Genomic DNA, 15,700 nt, shown 5'->3' with positions numbered 1-15,700 from the left:
GATGTTCGGCTTCCAGCGCACCGGCGACTCCATCTGGGCGGCCGCCGACCAGATGAGCCGCGGCTTCCTCATCGGGGCCACGGCCGGGCGCACGACCCTCACCGGCGAGGGGCTGCAGCACGCCGACGGCCACAGCCCGCTGCTCGCGTCGACCAACCCCGCGGTCGTCCACTACGACCCGGCCTTCGCCTACGAGATCGCGCACATCGTCCAGGACGGCCTGCACCGGATGTACGGCACCGACGACTCGCTGACCGACGACGAGCGCAACGTCATCTACTACCTCACGGTCTACAACGAGCCGATGGCCCAGCCGGCCGAGCCGGAGAACCTCGACCGCGAGGGGCTGCTCAAGGGCATGTACCTCTACTCGGAGGGCTCGACCGAGGGCATCGGCGAGGACGCCCCGCGCGTGCAGCTGCTGGCGTCCGGGGTCGGGATGCCGTGGGCGCTCGAGGCCCAGGAGCTGCTGCGCAACGACTGGCACGTCGTGGCCGACGTCTGGTCGGTCACCTCGTGGAACGAGCTGCGCCGCGACGGGTTGCGGTGCGACGAGGCGAGGTTCCTGCACCCCGAGCAGGAGGCGCCCACCCCGTGGGTCACCTCGCAGCTGGCCGAGCGCAAGGGCCCGGTCATCGCCGTGTCCGACTACATGCGGGCGGTCCAGGACCAGATCGCGCAGTGGGTGCCCGGTGAGTTCGCGTCGCTCGGCGCCGACGGGTTCGGCTTCTCCGACACCCGCCCGGCCGCGCGTCGCTACTTCCACATCGACGGCCCGTCGATGGCGGTGCGCGCCCTCCAGGTGCTCGCCGCCCGGGGCGAGGTCGAGGCGTCGGTGCCCACCGAGGCCGCGAAGCGCTACCGCCTGCACGACGTGACGGCCGGCGCCTCCGGCAACGAGGGTGGCGACAGCTGAGCACCCGAGGAGCCGTCCGATGATCGTCGCCTTCAGCATCGCCGGGACCCCCGACGACAGCGGCTCGTACGCCGAGTCCGTCGCCGAGGTCGTCCGCATCGTCCGCGACTCCGGCCTGCCGTCCGAGACCAACGCGATGTTCACCAACCTCGAGGGCGAGTGGGACGAGGTGATGGCCGTCGTCAAGCAGTGCGTCGACGCCATGACCGCCCACTCGCCCCGGGTCTCGTTGGTCGTCAAGGCGGACATCCGGCCCGGGCACACCGGGATGCTCGAGTCCAAGGTGCGCAGCGTCGAGGAGCGGCTCGGCGACGGCTGAGCCGCCGTCCGGCCGGACGCACCCGCGATTCGCTAAGTATTCCGGGTTCTGCATATACTTGCATCGTGTCCAAGGTCCTCACCTCCCTGCCCGTCGGCGAGCGCGTCGGCATCGCCTTCTCCGGAGGCCTCGACACCTCCGTCGCGGTCGCGTGGATGCGCGAGAAGGGCGCCGTGCCCTGCACGTACACCGCCGATCTCGGCCAGTACGACGAGCCGGAGATCGGGACCGTCCCGGACCGCGCCGGCCAGTACGGCGCCGAGGTGGCCCGGCTCGTCGACTGCCGGAGCGCCCTCGTCGAGGAGGGCCTGTCCGCCCTCGCCTGCGGGGCCTTCCACATCCGCACCGGCGGACGCACCTACTTCAACACCACCCCGCTCGGCCGGGCCGTCACCGGCACCCTGCTCGTGCGCGCCATGCAGGCCGACGACGTCGAGATCTGGGGCGACGGCTCGACCTTCAAGGGCAACGACATCGAGCGGTTCTACCGCTACGGGCTGCTCGCCAACCCGAACCTGCGGGTCTACAAGCCGTGGCTGGACGCGGCGTTCGTCACCGAGCTCGGCGGCCGCCACGAGATGAGCGCCTGGCTCACCGAGCGCTCGCTCCCCTACCGCTCGAGCCAGGAGAAGGCCTACTCGACGGACGCGAACATCTGGGGGGCGACGCACGAGGCGAAGACCCTCGAGCACCTCGACGAGTCGATGGAGGTCGTCGAGCCGATCATGGGCGTGCGGTTCTGGGACCCCGCCGTCGCCATCGAGCCCGAGGACGTGACGATCGCCTTCGTCGAGGGCCGGCCGGTCGCGGTCAACGGCCGCACCCTCGACCCGGTCGCGCTCGTCCACGAGGCGAACACCATCGGCGGCCGGCACGGGCTCGGGATGTCGGACCAGATCGAGAACCGGATCATCGAGGCGAAGTCGCGTGGCATCTACGAGGCACCGGGGATGGCGCTGCTGCACATCGCCTACGAGCGCCTGCTCAACGCCGTGCACAACGAGGACACCATCGCCAACTACCACGCGGAGGGCCGCCGGCTCGGCCGCCTCCTCTACGAGGGCCGGTGGCTCGACCCGCAGAGCCTCATGCTCCGCGAGGCGATCCAGCGCTGGATCGCGTCGGTCGTCACCGGCCAGGTCACCCTGCGGCTGCGGCGCGGCGAGGACTACTCGATCGTCGACACCCGGGGCGAGAACTTCAGCTACCACCCGGACAAGCTGTCCATGGAGCGGGTCGAGAACGCGGCCTTCGGGCCCCAGGACCGGATCGGCCAGCTGACCATGCGCAACCTCGACATCGCCGACAGCCGGGCCAAGCTCGAGCTCTACGCGAACCAGCCCAACGACCAGGGCCAGCTGCTCGTCGAGAACGGCACCCTCTTCGGCGAGCTGCCGGCCGGCGGGTACGACCGGATCACCGACAACCCCGACGTGGCGAGCGCCGAGGAGGAGGCGCTAGACCACGCGGCGATGGAGTCGGGCACCGACTGACCCGCCGGGCCACCTTGTCCGGGACGCACAAATAGACTGCGCCGCATGCCCACCGTCGCCTCCGACGAGACCCGGGCCCGGGTCACCCGCGCCGCCGGCGACCTCGGTGCGGCCGCGGTCCGCCAGATGGAGACCGACCATGAGTGGTTCCGTGCCCTGTCGGCCGAGAACCGCTCGTGGGTCGGGCTCGTCGCGCAGGCCGGCATCACGAGCTTCATCGGCTGGTTCGGCGGCGACCAGGAGAGGCCGCCCGCGACCGCCGACGTCTTCGGCACGGCCCCGCGCGAGCTGACCCGCTCGATCAGCCTGGCCCAGACCCTCGACCTCATCCGGACGAGCATCGGCGTCGTCGAGCGCGAGATCGCCGGGCTCGCCGCGCCCGGCGAGGGTGACCTCGCCCGCGAGGCGGTGCTGCGCTACAGCCGTGAGGTGGCGTTCGCCGCGGCCGAGGTCTACGCCGAGGCCGCCGAGGCCCGCGGCGCGTGGGACGCGCGCCTCGAGTCGCTCGTCGTCGACGCCGTCATCCGTGGCGAGGCCGACGAGTCGATGCAGTCCCGCGCGGCGGCCCTCGGCTGGGGCGCCGTGAGCGGCGTCGCCGTCGTCGTCGGCTCGACCCCGGCCGGCGCCACCGGCCCGGTGCTCGGCGAGCTGCACCGCACCGCGCGACGCACCGGCACCGAGCTGCTCGTCGCCATCCACGGGCCCCGCATCGTCTGCATCGGCGGTGGGGTCCAGGACCCGATGGCCCTCGCCGAGACCCTCGACCCGCACCTCGGTGACGGCCCGCTCGTCGTCGGCCCGACCGTCCCGCACCTCTTCGCCGCCGGCCGCTCGGCCCGGGCCGCGATCTCCGGGCACACCGCCGCCCCCGCCTGGCCGGCCGCCCCCCGCCCGGTCCACGCCGACGACCTGCTCGCCGAGCGCGCGCTGACCGGCGACCTCCCGGCCCGCAACGCCCTGGCGGCCCGCATCGTCCGCCCGCTCGAGGAGGCCAGCGGCGGCTCGCTGATGGAGACCGCGGAGGCGTGGCTCGACGGCGGCCTCGGCGTCGAGGGCACCGCGCGCTCGCTCATCGTCCACCCGAACACCGTGCGCTACCGACTGGCCGGCATCGCGAAGGCCACCGGCTACGACCTCACCGACCCGCACGACGCACAGACCGTCCGGATCGCCCTCGCCTTCCACCGGCTCGGCCCGGTGACGCGCAGCACACTCCGCCCGTGACGGCGCGTGAATTGTGGGAACCCCACAATTCGTGGCGGTGAGGTTCGTCCCCACTCGTCACGATCCTGTCACGGCCCAGGCCGCACGCTGGGAGGCGTGATCGTCATCGTCTGCCCGGGCCAGGGGTCGCAGTCCCCCGGCTTCCTCGCTCCGTGGCTCGAGCTTCCCGGCGCCCGTGAGCACCTCACGGCGCTCTCCGACGCCGCCGGGGTCGACCTCGTCGCGCACGGCACGACCTCGGACGAGGAGACGATCAAGGACACCGCGGTCGCCCAGCCGCTGCTCGTCGGCGCCGGTCTGCTCGCCCTGCGCGCCCTCGGTGGCGTGTCCGGCGTCGGCGCCCTCGCCGGCCACTCGGTCGGCGAGATCACCGCCGCGTCCGCGGCCGGGGTCCTCGCCGAGGACGACGCGATGCGCCTCGTCGCACTGCGGGGTCGGGCGATGGCCGAGGCGAGCGCCGCGACCCCCACCGGGATGAGCGCGGTCCTCGGTGGCGACCCCGACGACGTCCTCGCGACGATCGCGCGCCACGACCTCACGCCGGCCAACGTCAACGGCGCCGGCCAGGTCGTCGCCGCCGGCGCCCTGCCCGCCCTCGCCGCGCTGGCCGACGACCCGCCGGCCCGGGCCCGGGTGATCCCGCTCAAGGTGGCCGGCGCGTTCCACACCCGGTACATGCAGCCGGCCGTCGAGGTCCTCGCGGCGGCCGCCGCCGACCACGACGTCTCGGACCCCGGCGTCACCCTCGTCTCGAACCGCGACGGCGAGGTCGTCACCACCGGCCGGGAGACCCTCGACCGGATCGTCAGCCAGGTCTCCAACCCCGTGCGCTGGGACCTGTGCATGGAGCGGTTCACCGCCCTCGGCGTCACCGCGGTCATCGAGGTGCCACCCGCCGGCACGCTCGTCGGCCTCGCCAAGCGCGCCCTCAAGGGCGTCGAGCTGCTCGCGGTCAAGGGACCCGACGACCTCGACGCCGCCCGCACCCTCATCGAGGAGCACTCCGCATGACCCCCACGTCCAAGGGCTTCGCCGACCGCCTCACCGCGTCCACGACCGGGCACTCGCGCATCTCGGGCATCGGCGGCTACCGCCCGCGCCGGGTCGTGCCCAACTCCGAGATCGTCGACCGCATCGACTCCTCCGACGAGTGGATCCGCGAGCGCTCGGGCATCATCGAGCGGCGCTGGGCCGGCGAGGGCGAGTCGGTCATCGACATGTCCGTGTTCGCGGCCACCCCCGCCCTGGAGATGGCCGGCATCAGCGGCGCCGACGTCGACGCCGTCATCGTGGCCACCGTCAGCTGGCCCTACCAGACGCCCGCAGCGGCGCCCCTCGTCGCCGAGCGCCTCGGCTCCAAGGGCGCCGCCTTCGACATCTCGGCCGCCTGCGCCGGGTACTGCCACGGCATCAACCTCGCCTCGGACATGGTGCGCACCGGTTCGGCCGCGCACGTGCTCGTCGTCGGCGTCGAGCGGCTCTCGGACTTCACGTCCAAGGACGACCGCGGCACCGCGTTCATCTTCGCCGACGGCGCCGGGGCCGCCGTCGTCAGCGCCTCCGACACGCCGGGCATCGGCCCCACGGTCTGGGGTTCGGACGGCGCGCAGTGGGACGTCATCTCGCAGACCGACAGCTGGATCGACGTGCACGAGAAGGACCTCGGCTGGCCGCACATCGGGATGGCCGGGCAGACCGTGTTCCGTTGGGCGGTCTGGGGCATGGCCCCGGTCGCCCAGAAGGCCCTCGACGCCGCCGGCATCACCGCCGACCAGCTCGACGCGTTCATCCCGCACCAGGCCAACGTGCGCATCGTCGACGCGATGGCCAAGCAGCTGAAGCTCCCGGCGGACCTGCCGATCGCCCGCGACATCGCCTACACCGGCAACACCTCCGCCGCGTCCATCCCGCTCGCGATGGAGCGGATGGTGCGGCACGGTGAGATCCCGAGCGGCGGGCTCGCCCTGCAGATCGGGTTCGGCGCCGGCCTGTCGTACGCCGCGCAGGTCGTCGTCATCCCCTGACCGACTCCCGTGGGCCCACGGGTCACCCGGGCCAGCAGCACCCTCACCACACCGAAGGAGACACGCACATGGCTGACCAGCAGGAGATCCTCAGCGGCCTCGCCGAGATCGTCAACGAGGAGACCGGGCTCGACCCCGCCGAGGTCCAGATGGACAAGTCCTTCACCGACGACCTCGACATCGACTCGCTGTCGATGATGACCATCGTCGTCAACGCCGAGGAGAAGTTCGGCGTCCGCATCCCCGACGACGAGGTCAAGAACCTCGCGACGGTCGGCGACGCGGTCAACTTCATCCAGTCCAACCAGGGCTGAGCACCGGGCGCGGCCTCCCCGACCGGGAGGCCGCGCCGGCCCACCCGCACCCACAAGGAGCAGCAGCACCCATGAGCGAGCGTCGCGTCGTCATCACCGGGCTCGGTGCCACCACCCCCCTCGGCGGCACCATCGCCGAGACCTGGGAGGGCATCCTCGCCGGCCGGTCCGGAGCCAAGCCGCTGCCCGAGGACATGCTCGAGCGCTACGAGCTGCCCGTGCACTTCGCGTGCACCATCGCCCAGGACCCGTCCGAGGTGCTCGAGAAGGTCCAGATCCGGCGGATGGACCCCAGCGCCCAGTACGCCGTCATCGCCGCCCAGGCCGCGATGGTCGACGCCGGCTCCCCCGAGCTCGACCCCGAGCGGCTGGGCGTGGCGATCGGCACCGGCATCGGTGGCGTGTGGACCCTGCTCGACCAGTGGGACGTGCTGCGCGAGAAGGGTGTCCGTCGCGTCTTCCCACTCGCCGTGCCCATGCTCATGCCGAACACCTCGTCCGGCAACGTGTCGCTGCTGCTCGGCGCCCGCGCCGGCGCGCACACCACCGTCTCGGCCTGCGCGTCCGGCGCCGAGTCGATGGGCACGGGCTACGAGATGATCCGCCAGGGCCGCGCCGACATGGTCGTCGCCGGCGGCACCGAGGCCGCGATGCACCCCATCTGCTTCGCCGGGTTCTCCCAGATGCAGGCGCTCTCGACCCGCAACGACGACCCGACCGCCGCCTCGCGCCCCTACGACACCGGCCGCGACGGCTTCGTCATGGGCGAGGGCGCCGGCGTCATGGTGCTCGAGGAGTACGAGCACGCGAAGGCCCGCGGCGCCCGCATCTACGCCGAGTTCGCCGCGATCGGGATGTCCGCCGACGCCCACCACATCACCGCGCCCGAGCCCGAGGGCGCCGGCGCCAGCCGCGCGATGCTCGAGGCCGTCGAGCGCGCCGGCCTCACGGCCAAGGACATCGTCCACGTCAACGCGCACGCCACCTCGACCCCGGTCGGCGACGTCGCGGAGGCCAACGCCATCCGCCGGGCCTTCGGGGCCGACGCCGACGGGATGGCGGTCAGCGCCACCAAGTCGATGACCGGTCACCTGCTCGGGGCCGCCGGCGCGCTCGAGGGGCTGTTCACGACGCTCGCGGTGCACCACCGGGTCGCCCCGGCGGCGATCAACGTCGACGACCTCGACCCGAAGATCGACCTGGACGTCGTCCGCGGCGAGCACCGCACGCTGCCGGACGGCGACATCGCGGCGCTCAACAACTCGTTCGGGTTCGGCGGCCACAACGTCGCGTTCGTCGTCAAGAGCGTCTGACCGAACCCGTTCGGCTGCGCGGACACCGCGCCCGCGCCTAGGGTCCTGCCCGTGGGTGGGGACGGCACGGGGACCGACGACGGCGCGGTGCGCTCGGCCGAGGCGTCGTACGTGAGCACCGAGGCGATCATCGCCCGGGAGACGGCCGTCCTCGCGCGCGACCTCGAGCAGGCGCCGGGGCACTGGCGGCCGCTCGCCGTGCGGCACGCCCTCGCCACCGTCGCCTTCGTCGGGGTCGTCGTGTGGCTGGGGTCGGTCAAGCACATCGAGCCGGGCCCGGTGGTGCGCACGAGTGTCGCCGTCCTCGTCGCGATGGTGGTCCTCACCGGCGTCGACGTCGTGGGTGCGCGGCGCCGGCTGCGGGCCTCCGTCCGGTCGATGGCCCATCGCGCGTGCCCGCCCGGGACGCTGGTGCGCGCCCGGTACACGGAGTCGTCAGCGGTCTTCCTCCTGCCCTGGCACGAGGTGCACCTCGACCTGGCGACGGTGACCGCCGCTCGCCACACCCCCGGCGTCCTGCTCCTCGACCAGGCGGGCCGGAGCCGGGCCTGGGCCGTCCCCGACGAGCTGCTCGGCGAGGAAGCGCTGGCCGTCCTCCGTGACGCCCTCGGCGCCCGCTACCGGCGCGCTTCGCGGGCTACGCCGCAGTAAGTGCCGTGATCGCGACAGTTACTGCGGTGTAGCACGGTATCGAGGCGGCGCTCAGCCGACCTTGTGCAGCCAGCGGACGGGCGCGCCGTCGCCGGCGTACCGGAACGGCTCGAGCTCCTCGTCCCACTCGAGGCCGAGCAGCTCCTCGATCATCTCCTGCATCGCCTCGGGGCTGCCCTGGGCGAGCACGACGACCTCGCGCAGCCGGTCCTCGTTGACGACGGCGTCGCCGCTCGCGGAGGTCCACGTGTGGTGGATGCCGAGCCGCGGCGTGTGCGACCAGCGCGAGCCGTCGTTGCCGGGGCTCGGCTCCTCGGTCACCTCGTAGCGCAGGTGGTCCCAGCCGCGCAGCGCGGACGCGATGCGGGCGCCGGTGCCGGCCTCGCCGGCCCAGCTCAGCTCGGCGCGGACCATCCCGGGGGCGGCCGGCTGGTCGGTCCAGTGCACGCTGACGCGGGCGCCGAGGACTCCCTCGATCGCCCAGACGACGTGCGGGCAGAGCGCCTTGGGCGTGGAGTGGACGTAGACCACTCCACGCGTGGCGGTGCGCGGCATCGCGACGGACATCCCGGTCTCCTTGTCGTGCGGTGGACGTCTTCCCCAACGCCGTCGCAGTCGTGAGCCGGTGGTGCCGGTCGGTGCGGTGTGCGGGCACGTCGCCGTGCCGTTGTCGTGCACATTGTGCACCACGCGGCGCACCCGCACCAGTGATCACACGGATCACGGCGCGGGCGCGTCGCCGGGGCGGGTCAGACGGTGCTCGTCGTGGTCGTCCCGTTGGCGTCGCTCGGACTGGTGGACCCGGTGCCGGACCCGGCGCCCGAGCCGCTCCGGTCCGGCGGGCCGTCGCCATCCGGTCCACCACTGTGGTCCTCGGTGCCGGTGACCGCGAACGAGGAGGAGAGCAGGACGTCGACGCGGCTGGAGTCCTTGACGACGGTCACCTCGTAGGTGCCGTCGGACATCGCCCGGACTCCGGTGACGGTGCCGCCGGAGACGGCCTGCTGGGCCGCGGCGACGGCCTTGCTCGCGGCGTCGGCGGTCAGCGTGCCACCGGCGTCCATCATCCCGCCGTGGCGACCGTCGGGCATCGTGCCACTCGAGCCACCGCTGTCCGGGCCGGCGGAGGCGGTGGCCGAAGGGGTCGTCGAGGGGGTGCCGGCGGCGCCTGCGATCGTCGCGCCGGTGAGTCCGAGGGCGACCGCGGCGGCGATGCCGACGCCGCCGATGGCGAGGGTCCTGGTCTGGCGGTTCATGGTGTGCTCCTTCGTCGTGGGGTCCATCTGGGCTCCACGCTCCGGTGTGGCGCTGTGCCGGACCTGTCGCCGCCGTCGGGCGCTCCTGTGACCCGGCGATAGGCTCACCGGGCCGCGGGTCCGCCTGCGGCGCGGGGCGTTAGCTCAGTCGGTCAGAGCAGCGGACTCATAATCCGTCGGTCGTCGGTTCAAGCCCGACACGCCCCACCCACGTCCGTGCAGGTCACGGCACCGCCGGCTCCACTGCAGGTCCCGCGCACCACCCCTCCCTGCTACGGATCTGCTAACGGTCGGCGGCATCAGTCGCTCCGCCGGCTCGTAGGCGAGTAGCAGCCGGCGGACCGCAGGTCCTCGTTGGCCGCCTCCCGTAGCGGGTCCTTGGGGCTCATCCGGTTGCGGATCTCGAACAAGGCCCGACAGCCGAGGCCCTGCTCGAAAGCTCTGCGGAACTGCGAGTAGGTGGCGTCCGGGCCGACCCCCTGGAGCCGGTCCAGGTGCTGAAGCACCTCGACCATGCGTGCCTCGTAGACCTTCGCCTCCACCACCGAGACCTCGCCACGTGCCACCGCGGCGCGATGGAGGAGGTCCGTGGCGGCCAGGTCCCGGATGAGGCTCTCGAAGTCGTCGCCTCCGGGCGCAAGCCATTCGGCTGCGCGGCGTGCCTCATCGGTCGCCAGGTCGGCGTCGACCACGTACAGCGACCACGCCGCCCTGGCCTCAGCATCCGTGGCCCACGAGAGGTCGTACGGCCGCCGTTGGTCGACGGCGTCGATGATCTCGGCCAGGGCGGCGTCGACACGGGCCGGGTCCAGGGCTTCGGTCATGCGCCCCACACCGCCTTCGTGAAGGTGTCGACGGCGCGGCCGTCGTCGTCCGGGATGGCGTCGGCGTAGACGTTGAGCGTCACCGACGGGTCCTTGTGCCCCAGCCGCTTGGCCACGACGTGCACGGGGACGCCGGCTCGAAGGAGGAGCGTGGCGTGAGTGTGCCGGAGCTCGTGGAGCTTCAGGCGTGGCACCTCGAGGCCGGAGCTCGCCTTCGCGAACAGGCGGGTGACGTAGTCCGGCAGCACCGGCCGCCCGTCCTCCCAGGTGAAGACGAGGTCCTCGTCACCGCGGTAGGCCTCGCCCCACGCGAGTCGCTCGGCCAGCTGGACCTTGCGCCAGGCGCGGAGCGACGCGACGAGGTGCGCGTCGAGGGTCACCTCGCGGCGCTCGTGGTTCTTCGGGGTGCCGTAGATGCGGTCCTGGCTGACCTGGGTCACTGAGCGCTCGACGCGGGCGAGCCCGCCCTCGAGGTCAACGTCCCCCCAGCGGAGAGCGAGGAGCTCTCCGCGGCGCATCCCCGTGCCGGCCGCCAGCTCCCAGAGCGGGCTCCAGCGGTCGTCGTCGAGCTGCTCGAGGAAGGTGCGGAGCTGCGCTCCCGTCCACGTCGTGTGCTTCGGCTTCACCGTGCGCGGCCGCTTCGTCCCGACGACGGGGTTGACCTCGAGGTGACGGTCGAGCACGGCGTCCTGCAGGGCCCGGCGCAGCACGGCGCGGGCGAACTCCACGGTCCGCGGCGAGAGCGGCTTCCCGCCGTGGCCGCCGGCCTCGTACAGCTCGCGGAAGACCACGGATAGCCGGGAGGGCGAGAGCGCCTGGAGGCGTTCGTGCCCGAGCCGCGGCCGGAGGTAGCGCTCGATGTTGTCCCGGTAGCTCTTCGCCGTCGACGGCTTGAGCTCGACCTCGTGCGAGCGGATCCACTCGTCGAGGTACTCCCCGACCGTGAGGTTCCGCGGCGCCACGTAGGTGCCTCGGTGGGTGGCGTGTCGCGCGGCGTCGCGGGCCTCCCGGGCCGCCTTGCGCGTGGGGAACCCGCCGACCCAGCGTGGTCTGCTCTTCCCGGTCTGCGGGTCACGCTCGCGCACGACGTAGGACCACGTCGCCCCGCGCTGGATGATGCCGTCCTTCATGCCGCTCATCGTGAGCCGCCCTTCCTACGTCGGGTCGTTGACCCGGTCAGTCGGGAGACCCCCGACCAGTCCAAGAACTCGGGCCAGTCGTCCCAGTCCTCGTCAACGACCTCCCGGAAAGCGTCGCGCGCCACCTGGTCGGCCAGGACGAGCTCCCTGAGTCCGTCTAGGATCCTCGACCGCTCTTCGACGATCTCCATGTGCCGACGGAACAGACGCTCCAGCTCGACAAGCTTCATCCCCATCTCGGGCCGCCAGCCCTCCGCGCGCACCCCGAGCAGGCTTGCCACCGAGATGTCGAAGGCTGAGGCGAGTGCGACCAACTCGTCGACTGTGATCCGACGTGGCGGGTTGCCCTTCTCGATGCGGTAGATCGCCGAAGGGTGAACCAGGCACCCCTGCTCTCCCATGCGCGTGGACAGGCGCTCGTAGGTCCAGTCTCGCCGCTCGCGCTCTTCTCGCACTCGTCGCGCCACGTGCTGCTCAACGAGAGAGACGCGCTGGTGCGTGGTCCTCGGCATGCCCACTCCGTTCTCAAGATGAAATGAGTATGTACCTATGTGACTACCAAAGTCAACGATCTGTAGCCACCATTGATGCATCAACAGCCGAGAGATCGAGGTGACAGGTGGACAAGCTCCTCACGACCGAAGAGGTCGCGACGCTCGCGCGAGTCTCGGTCCACACGGTCAGGTACTGGCGGAAGAACGGCACGGGGCCGAAGGGGTTCCGCCTCGGCAAGCGGGTCGTCTTCGCCGAGGCCGACGTGCAGACCTGGCTGCTTCAGAGGCGGGCAGCGGACGGGCGGCCCGCGGCATGAGCCTGTCTGGTCCGGCGGACATCACCCTGAGCGACCTCCGCGGTCGCCTAACCGTCTCGGTCCCGGTAGCTGGTCGTGCTCTATCTCTGGGCCGCGACGCCGCCTACGCGGCCGCCGCCCGCGGCGAGATTCCCACCCTCCGACTCGGACGCAGGCTCGTCGTGCCCGTCCCACGGCTCCTCGAGCTCGTCGGAGCCCCCACCACTGACATGAGCGACGGCCCGGGCGCCACACCCGAGCCGACCGCCACCACCGACGAGGCTGTGAAGGAGCCCCGACGTGACGATCCTGCCCTGCGCGCCGTCTGAGCGCGAACACCTCGACGACACACACCTGGACCCCTTCTGGACCGATGGGGCACTCCGCGCCATCGAGACCCTCGCAGCCGGCGGTGCGATCTTCTCGGCCGACGACCTCCGGGCCGACCCCTACTCGATCCCGGAGCCGGCGCACCCCAGCCACTGGGGCGCACTCTTCGCCAAGGCCCGCGCCCAGGGGATCATCCGCCCGGTCGGGTTCATCGTGTCCCGCACGGCCAGTCGCAACGGCGGAGCACTGCGCACCTGGCGCGGGAACCGCACGGCCGCGGAGGCACACCGGTGAGCCTCTCCCCCGACCAGCCGAGCGACCTGCGCGCCGGCAACGTCCGTCGCTACGTCACCGAGCGCGACGTGGACGGCCTCTGCGAGTGCGGTCGCCGCTTCAGCAGCACCGGCACCGCCGCGAGCCACGCCCGTAGCGCCCGACACAGCGTCAGGGTGACCTATTGGACCCGGTTCGAGTACGTCCCGCTCGAGGCGGTGGCGAAGACCTCGTGAGCAACGCACTCCGCTTCATGGCCGTCCTCGCCGACAACCCAGGCGTGACCGCCATCCCCAACCACGAGCCATCTTTCTGGCTCCGTGGCCGGCTCGTCGACCTGCACACCCGATGGGCCGCCGGGCAGATGCTCGGCTGCCGCGAGGTCTTCGCCCCCACGCCCGACACCCTCCTCGTCGTCGCCCTCTGGATGCCCGAGGTGATGGTGTGCCGGTCGTGTGCGCCCGAGATCCTGAAGACCGCCGCGGCCAGCGACCTGACGTGCGACCGCTGCGCGACGTGTGACCGCGACACGCGCTCCGTCGCCATCCTCGAGCAGGGCGTCGTCGTCGCCTTCGGCCTCTGCCCCGGGTGCTACCGACGGGAGATCCCCTCGTGACTGCAGGTGGACGGTCAGAAGCCGCCGGTCGCACCCTCTCCGGTGCCGTGGCCCCTGGCGATGAGGGGCTCGGCGACGGGGGCCGTCTCCGGCGCCACGGAGACCCCGGCCGCCCAGAGCCGGTCCGGGTGCACGAGCAGGGACAGCCGCCGGCCATCGACCTCGACATCGACTCGCTGAAGCGAGCCCCCCGCACCCACGAGCTGACGTGTCAGGGAGGCGACCTGCGGGTCGGACTCGTGCTCCACGGTCCAGAGCAGCCGGTAGTCGACGCCGTTGAGGTGGAGGAAGACGTTGAGGGCCACGAAGGGCTCCCTTCGGTCGGAGGACTGGAGACCTCGACTGTCGCAGGACCCACCGACACCACCCGCCCCCACACCGATGCTCTCGAGCACCTCGAGGGCATCAGCTTCGCCTGGAGCGCCGGCTACGACCTCGGCGTGATGCACGGCCGCGTGGCCGAACGCGCACTCATCGAGCAGGAGCGCCGGTTGGCCGCCGCCGGCCGCATCGTGCGCCGCTTGGCCGAGGTCCCCGCACTCAGTGACGACGAGCTCGCTCGCCGGCGAGAAGGTCGCGCCCGGACCGCTGCCCGCATCGCCGGCCTTCGCACCCCTGGAGGTCGGCCCGCATGACCGCCCACCCTCAGGGTCCCGCCCCCGACGACCTCGAGCCCGCGCCCCCGTGGCCGGACGACGATGCGCTCGACGACGAGTACGAGGAGGCGCTCGCCTACCGACGGCGTGTCGGAGACGAGATCGAGCGCCTCCGCATCCGGGAGGACGCACGCCGGCTCTTCGAGCTCGAGCGCCACCCTCCGACCGACTACGCGGACCTCTACCTCGACGCCGACGAGCTCGACCGGCTCCCCGTCCCGGACCCGCTCATCGACCGCGTCCTCAACCGGCACTCCTACGCGGTCCTTCGCGGCCGCGACGGCGTCTTCAAGAGCTTCGTCGCGCTCGACTGGTCGCTCTGCATCGCGACCGGCAAGCCCTGGCAGGGCCGCCAGGTCCAGCAGGCCCGCACCCTCTACATCGCCGGCGAAGGCGCCTACGGCCTGCACGCCCGCAAGCAGGCCTGGCAGGCCGCGTGGAAGACCGCCATCCCTCGCGGCCAGTGGACCGTGCGCACCGCTGCGCTCGACCTCCACATCGGCGGCCCGGCCCTCGACGAGCTCCTCCACCGCGTCCAGGACGGCCGCTACGGCCTCATCGTCGTCGACACCCTCCGCCGCGTCTCCGGCCGAGCCGACGGCAACGGCCCCGAGATGGGCACCGTCATCGACAACCTCTCGCGCATCCGCGAGGCCGCCGACGGCGGCACCGTCCTGGCCCTGGCGCACACGGCGAAGGACGACGCCGACACCCGCGGCTTCTCCGGTATCGAGGACGACGCCGACATCGTCTGGCACGCGAAGCGCCCCACCGACGGCCCGCCCCTCGCCCTCGACCTGGTCAACGCCAAGATGAAGGACGGGCCCGACAGCGAACGCATCGAGCTCACCATGAGCCCCGTCCTCGACTCCCTCGTGGTCTCGAAGTACTCCCGCACCGGCCAGGGCGCCGGCTTCCTCGCCGTCGAGAACTACGACAGCGACGACCAGCTGATGACGGCCATGCGCGAGACCTTCGCGCAGACCGGCGCGAGCATCACGCAGCTCATCGAGGTCACCGGACTGCCCAAGTCGACGGCCTACAAGAGCCGCGGCCGGCTCCTCGAGAGCGGCCAGCTCGTCCCCCGCAAGCAGGGCGCCACGCAGTACCTCTACCTGCCTGGCACCCCCGTGGAATCGCCGTGGAATCCGACCCCCGATTCCACGGCATTCCACACCCCCCCTTCCACACCTGTCCACGCAGAGCCTGAGCACGATTCCACGGCAGTCCACGGCATTCCACGCCCGGATTCCACACCAGTCCACACCCCGCCCCCGGTCTATAAGACCGGGGTGGCGTGGACAGGACCCGTGGACGCGAGCAAGTCAGGGTGCCCACTGCACCCCGACAACCCCCGACCCGACGCCTGCAACACCTGCGAGCAGAACACCCAGGAGGCCTCGTGACTGGCGCGACTCACCCCACGGAGCCCGCCGGCCGCATGGCACCTCATGGTGCGACGGGCGTCCAGTGCCACGCCCGGGCCAAGGCCACCGGCGAGCGCTGCCGGCGCGCCGCGATCCGTGGCGGGACGGTCTGCCCGGTCCACGGCGGTCGCGCGC

19 protein-coding genes, 1 tRNA gene and 1 pseudogene are annotated in these 15,700 nt (G+C 72.2%); 15 read left to right on the top strand and 6 right to left on the bottom strand.

Going from position 1 to position 15,700, the window contains the following annotated elements; translation table 11 throughout:
• The 9 genes and pseudogenes from PKA89_RS17005 to PKA89_RS16965 form a co-directional block, all read left to right on the top strand.
• Positions 1-916, top strand: a pseudogene (locus tag PKA89_RS17005) (pyruvate dehydrogenase (acetyl-transferring), homodimeric type); the annotation flags it as partial.
• A 19-nt stretch (positions 917-935) separates the two neighbouring features.
• Entirely contained in the window at positions 936-1,235 is a 300-nt protein-coding gene (locus PKA89_RS17000; RefSeq protein WP_324421442.1) for a thiamine-binding protein, read from the top strand.
• 65 nt (positions 1,236-1,300) lie between these two features.
• Positions 1,301-2,728, top strand: coding sequence for an argininosuccinate synthase (argG, locus tag PKA89_RS16995; protein WP_324421440.1), 1,428 nt, complete (start codon positions 1,301-1,303; stop codon positions 2,726-2,728).
• Between the two features lie 45 nt (positions 2,729-2,773).
• Positions 2,774-3,952, top strand: coding sequence for a helix-turn-helix domain-containing protein (locus tag PKA89_RS16990; protein WP_324421438.1), 1,179 nt, complete (start codon positions 2,774-2,776; stop codon positions 3,950-3,952).
• A gap of 96 nt (positions 3,953-4,048) precedes the next feature.
• Positions 4,049-4,963 carry an ACP S-malonyltransferase gene (locus tag PKA89_RS16985; protein ID WP_324421436.1) on the top strand — a complete coding sequence of 305 codons (915 nt, stop codon included), beginning with the start codon at positions 4,049-4,051 and terminating at the stop codon, positions 4,961-4,963.
• Positions 4,960-5,976 (top strand): beta-ketoacyl-ACP synthase III, encoded by a 1,017-nt coding sequence (locus tag PKA89_RS16980; RefSeq protein WP_324421434.1) that lies wholly within the window; start codon positions 4,960-4,962, stop codon positions 5,974-5,976. The genes PKA89_RS16985 and PKA89_RS16980 overlap by 4 nt, the downstream gene beginning before the upstream one ends.
• 68 nt (positions 5,977-6,044) lie before the next feature.
• Complete coding sequence (locus PKA89_RS16975) at positions 6,045-6,290, top strand: acyl carrier protein (protein WP_166120800.1); 246 nt, start codon at positions 6,045-6,047, stop codon at positions 6,288-6,290.
• A 71-nt stretch (positions 6,291-6,361) separates the two neighbouring features.
• Positions 6,362-7,603 (top strand): beta-ketoacyl-ACP synthase II, encoded by a 1,242-nt coding sequence (gene fabF, locus PKA89_RS16970; RefSeq protein WP_324421429.1) that lies wholly within the window; start codon positions 6,362-6,364, stop codon positions 7,601-7,603.
• A 51-nt stretch (positions 7,604-7,654) separates the two neighbouring features.
• A complete protein-coding gene (locus tag PKA89_RS16965) occupies positions 7,655-8,254 on the top strand; it encodes a hypothetical protein (RefSeq protein WP_324421427.1) in 600 nt (199 codons plus the stop codon).
• A gap of 51 nt (positions 8,255-8,305) precedes the next feature.
• On the opposite strand, the gene PKA89_RS16960 is transcribed toward PKA89_RS16965, so the two are convergent.
• Complete coding sequence (locus PKA89_RS16960) at positions 8,306-8,821, bottom strand: DUF3145 domain-containing protein (protein ID WP_324421426.1); 516 nt, start codon at positions 8,819-8,821, stop codon at positions 8,306-8,308.
• A 182-nt stretch (positions 8,822-9,003) separates the two neighbouring features.
• Entirely contained in the window at positions 9,004-9,510 is a 507-nt protein-coding gene (locus PKA89_RS16955) for a hypothetical protein (protein WP_324421424.1), read from the bottom strand.
• Between the two features lie 133 nt (positions 9,511-9,643).
• On the opposite strand from PKA89_RS16955, the gene PKA89_RS16950 reads away from it, so the two are divergent.
• A tRNA-Ile gene (locus PKA89_RS16950) sits at positions 9,644-9,717 on the top strand.
• Positions 9,718-9,809: 92 nt separating this feature from the next.
• Here the strand turns inward: PKA89_RS16950 and PKA89_RS16945 are convergent.
• From PKA89_RS16945 to PKA89_RS16935, 3 genes are read right to left on the bottom strand one after another with little or no spacing between them, the layout of a single operon-like run.
• On the bottom strand, positions 9,810-10,334 hold the full coding sequence (locus PKA89_RS16945; protein WP_324421422.1) for a hypothetical protein: 525 nt from the start codon (positions 10,332-10,334) through the stop codon (positions 9,810-9,812).
• On the bottom strand, positions 10,331-11,473 hold the full coding sequence (locus PKA89_RS16940; RefSeq protein WP_324421420.1) for a site-specific integrase: 1,143 nt from the start codon (positions 11,471-11,473) through the stop codon (positions 10,331-10,333). Before PKA89_RS16940 ends, PKA89_RS16945 begins: the two co-directional genes overlap by 4 nt.
• On the bottom strand, positions 11,470-11,985 hold the full coding sequence (locus PKA89_RS16935) for a helix-turn-helix transcriptional regulator (protein WP_324421418.1): 516 nt from the start codon (positions 11,983-11,985) through the stop codon (positions 11,470-11,472). Before PKA89_RS16935 ends, PKA89_RS16940 begins: the two co-directional genes overlap by 4 nt.
• 107 nt (positions 11,986-12,092) lie before the next feature.
• On the opposite strand from PKA89_RS16935, the gene PKA89_RS16930 reads away from it, so the two are divergent.
• From PKA89_RS16930 to PKA89_RS16915, 4 genes are all read left to right on the top strand, one after another.
• The gene (locus tag PKA89_RS16930) at positions 12,093-12,284 is read left to right on the top strand and encodes a helix-turn-helix domain-containing protein (RefSeq protein ID WP_324421417.1); all 192 of its coding nucleotides are present in this window, start codon (positions 12,093-12,095) and stop codon (positions 12,282-12,284) included.
• 279 nt (positions 12,285-12,563) lie between these two features.
• Entirely contained in the window at positions 12,564-12,887 is a 324-nt protein-coding gene (locus PKA89_RS16925) for a hypothetical protein (protein ID WP_324421416.1), read from the top strand.
• Positions 12,884-13,102, top strand: a complete 219-nt coding sequence (locus tag PKA89_RS16920) for a hypothetical protein (RefSeq protein ID WP_324421415.1) — start codon at positions 12,884-12,886, stop codon at positions 13,100-13,102. Before PKA89_RS16925 ends, PKA89_RS16920 begins: the two co-directional genes overlap by 4 nt.
• Positions 13,099-13,482, top strand: coding sequence for a hypothetical protein (locus PKA89_RS16915; protein ID WP_324421414.1), 384 nt, complete (start codon positions 13,099-13,101; stop codon positions 13,480-13,482). The genes PKA89_RS16920 and PKA89_RS16915 overlap by 4 nt, the downstream gene beginning before the upstream one ends.
• 14 nt (positions 13,483-13,496) lie before the next feature.
• Here PKA89_RS16915 and PKA89_RS16910 read toward each other — a convergent pair whose 3' ends face one another.
• Positions 13,497-13,787, bottom strand: a complete 291-nt coding sequence (locus PKA89_RS16910; protein WP_324421413.1) for a hypothetical protein — start codon at positions 13,785-13,787, stop codon at positions 13,497-13,499.
• A gap of 326 nt (positions 13,788-14,113) precedes the next feature.
• Here PKA89_RS16910 and PKA89_RS16905 point away from each other — a divergent pair, with 326 nt between their 5' ends.
• A complete protein-coding gene (locus PKA89_RS16905; RefSeq protein WP_324421412.1) occupies positions 14,114-15,544 on the top strand; it encodes an AAA family ATPase in 1,431 nt (476 codons plus the stop codon).
• Positions 15,545-15,700: the final 156 nt, after the last annotated feature.

Source organism: Phycicoccus sp., from assembly GCF_035325325.1.
Classification (GTDB): domain Bacteria; phylum Actinomycetota; class Actinomycetes; order Actinomycetales; family Dermatophilaceae; genus Phycicoccus.
Note: the sequence above shows the minus strand (reverse complement) of the source record. Positions and strands in the feature narration are given on the sequence as shown.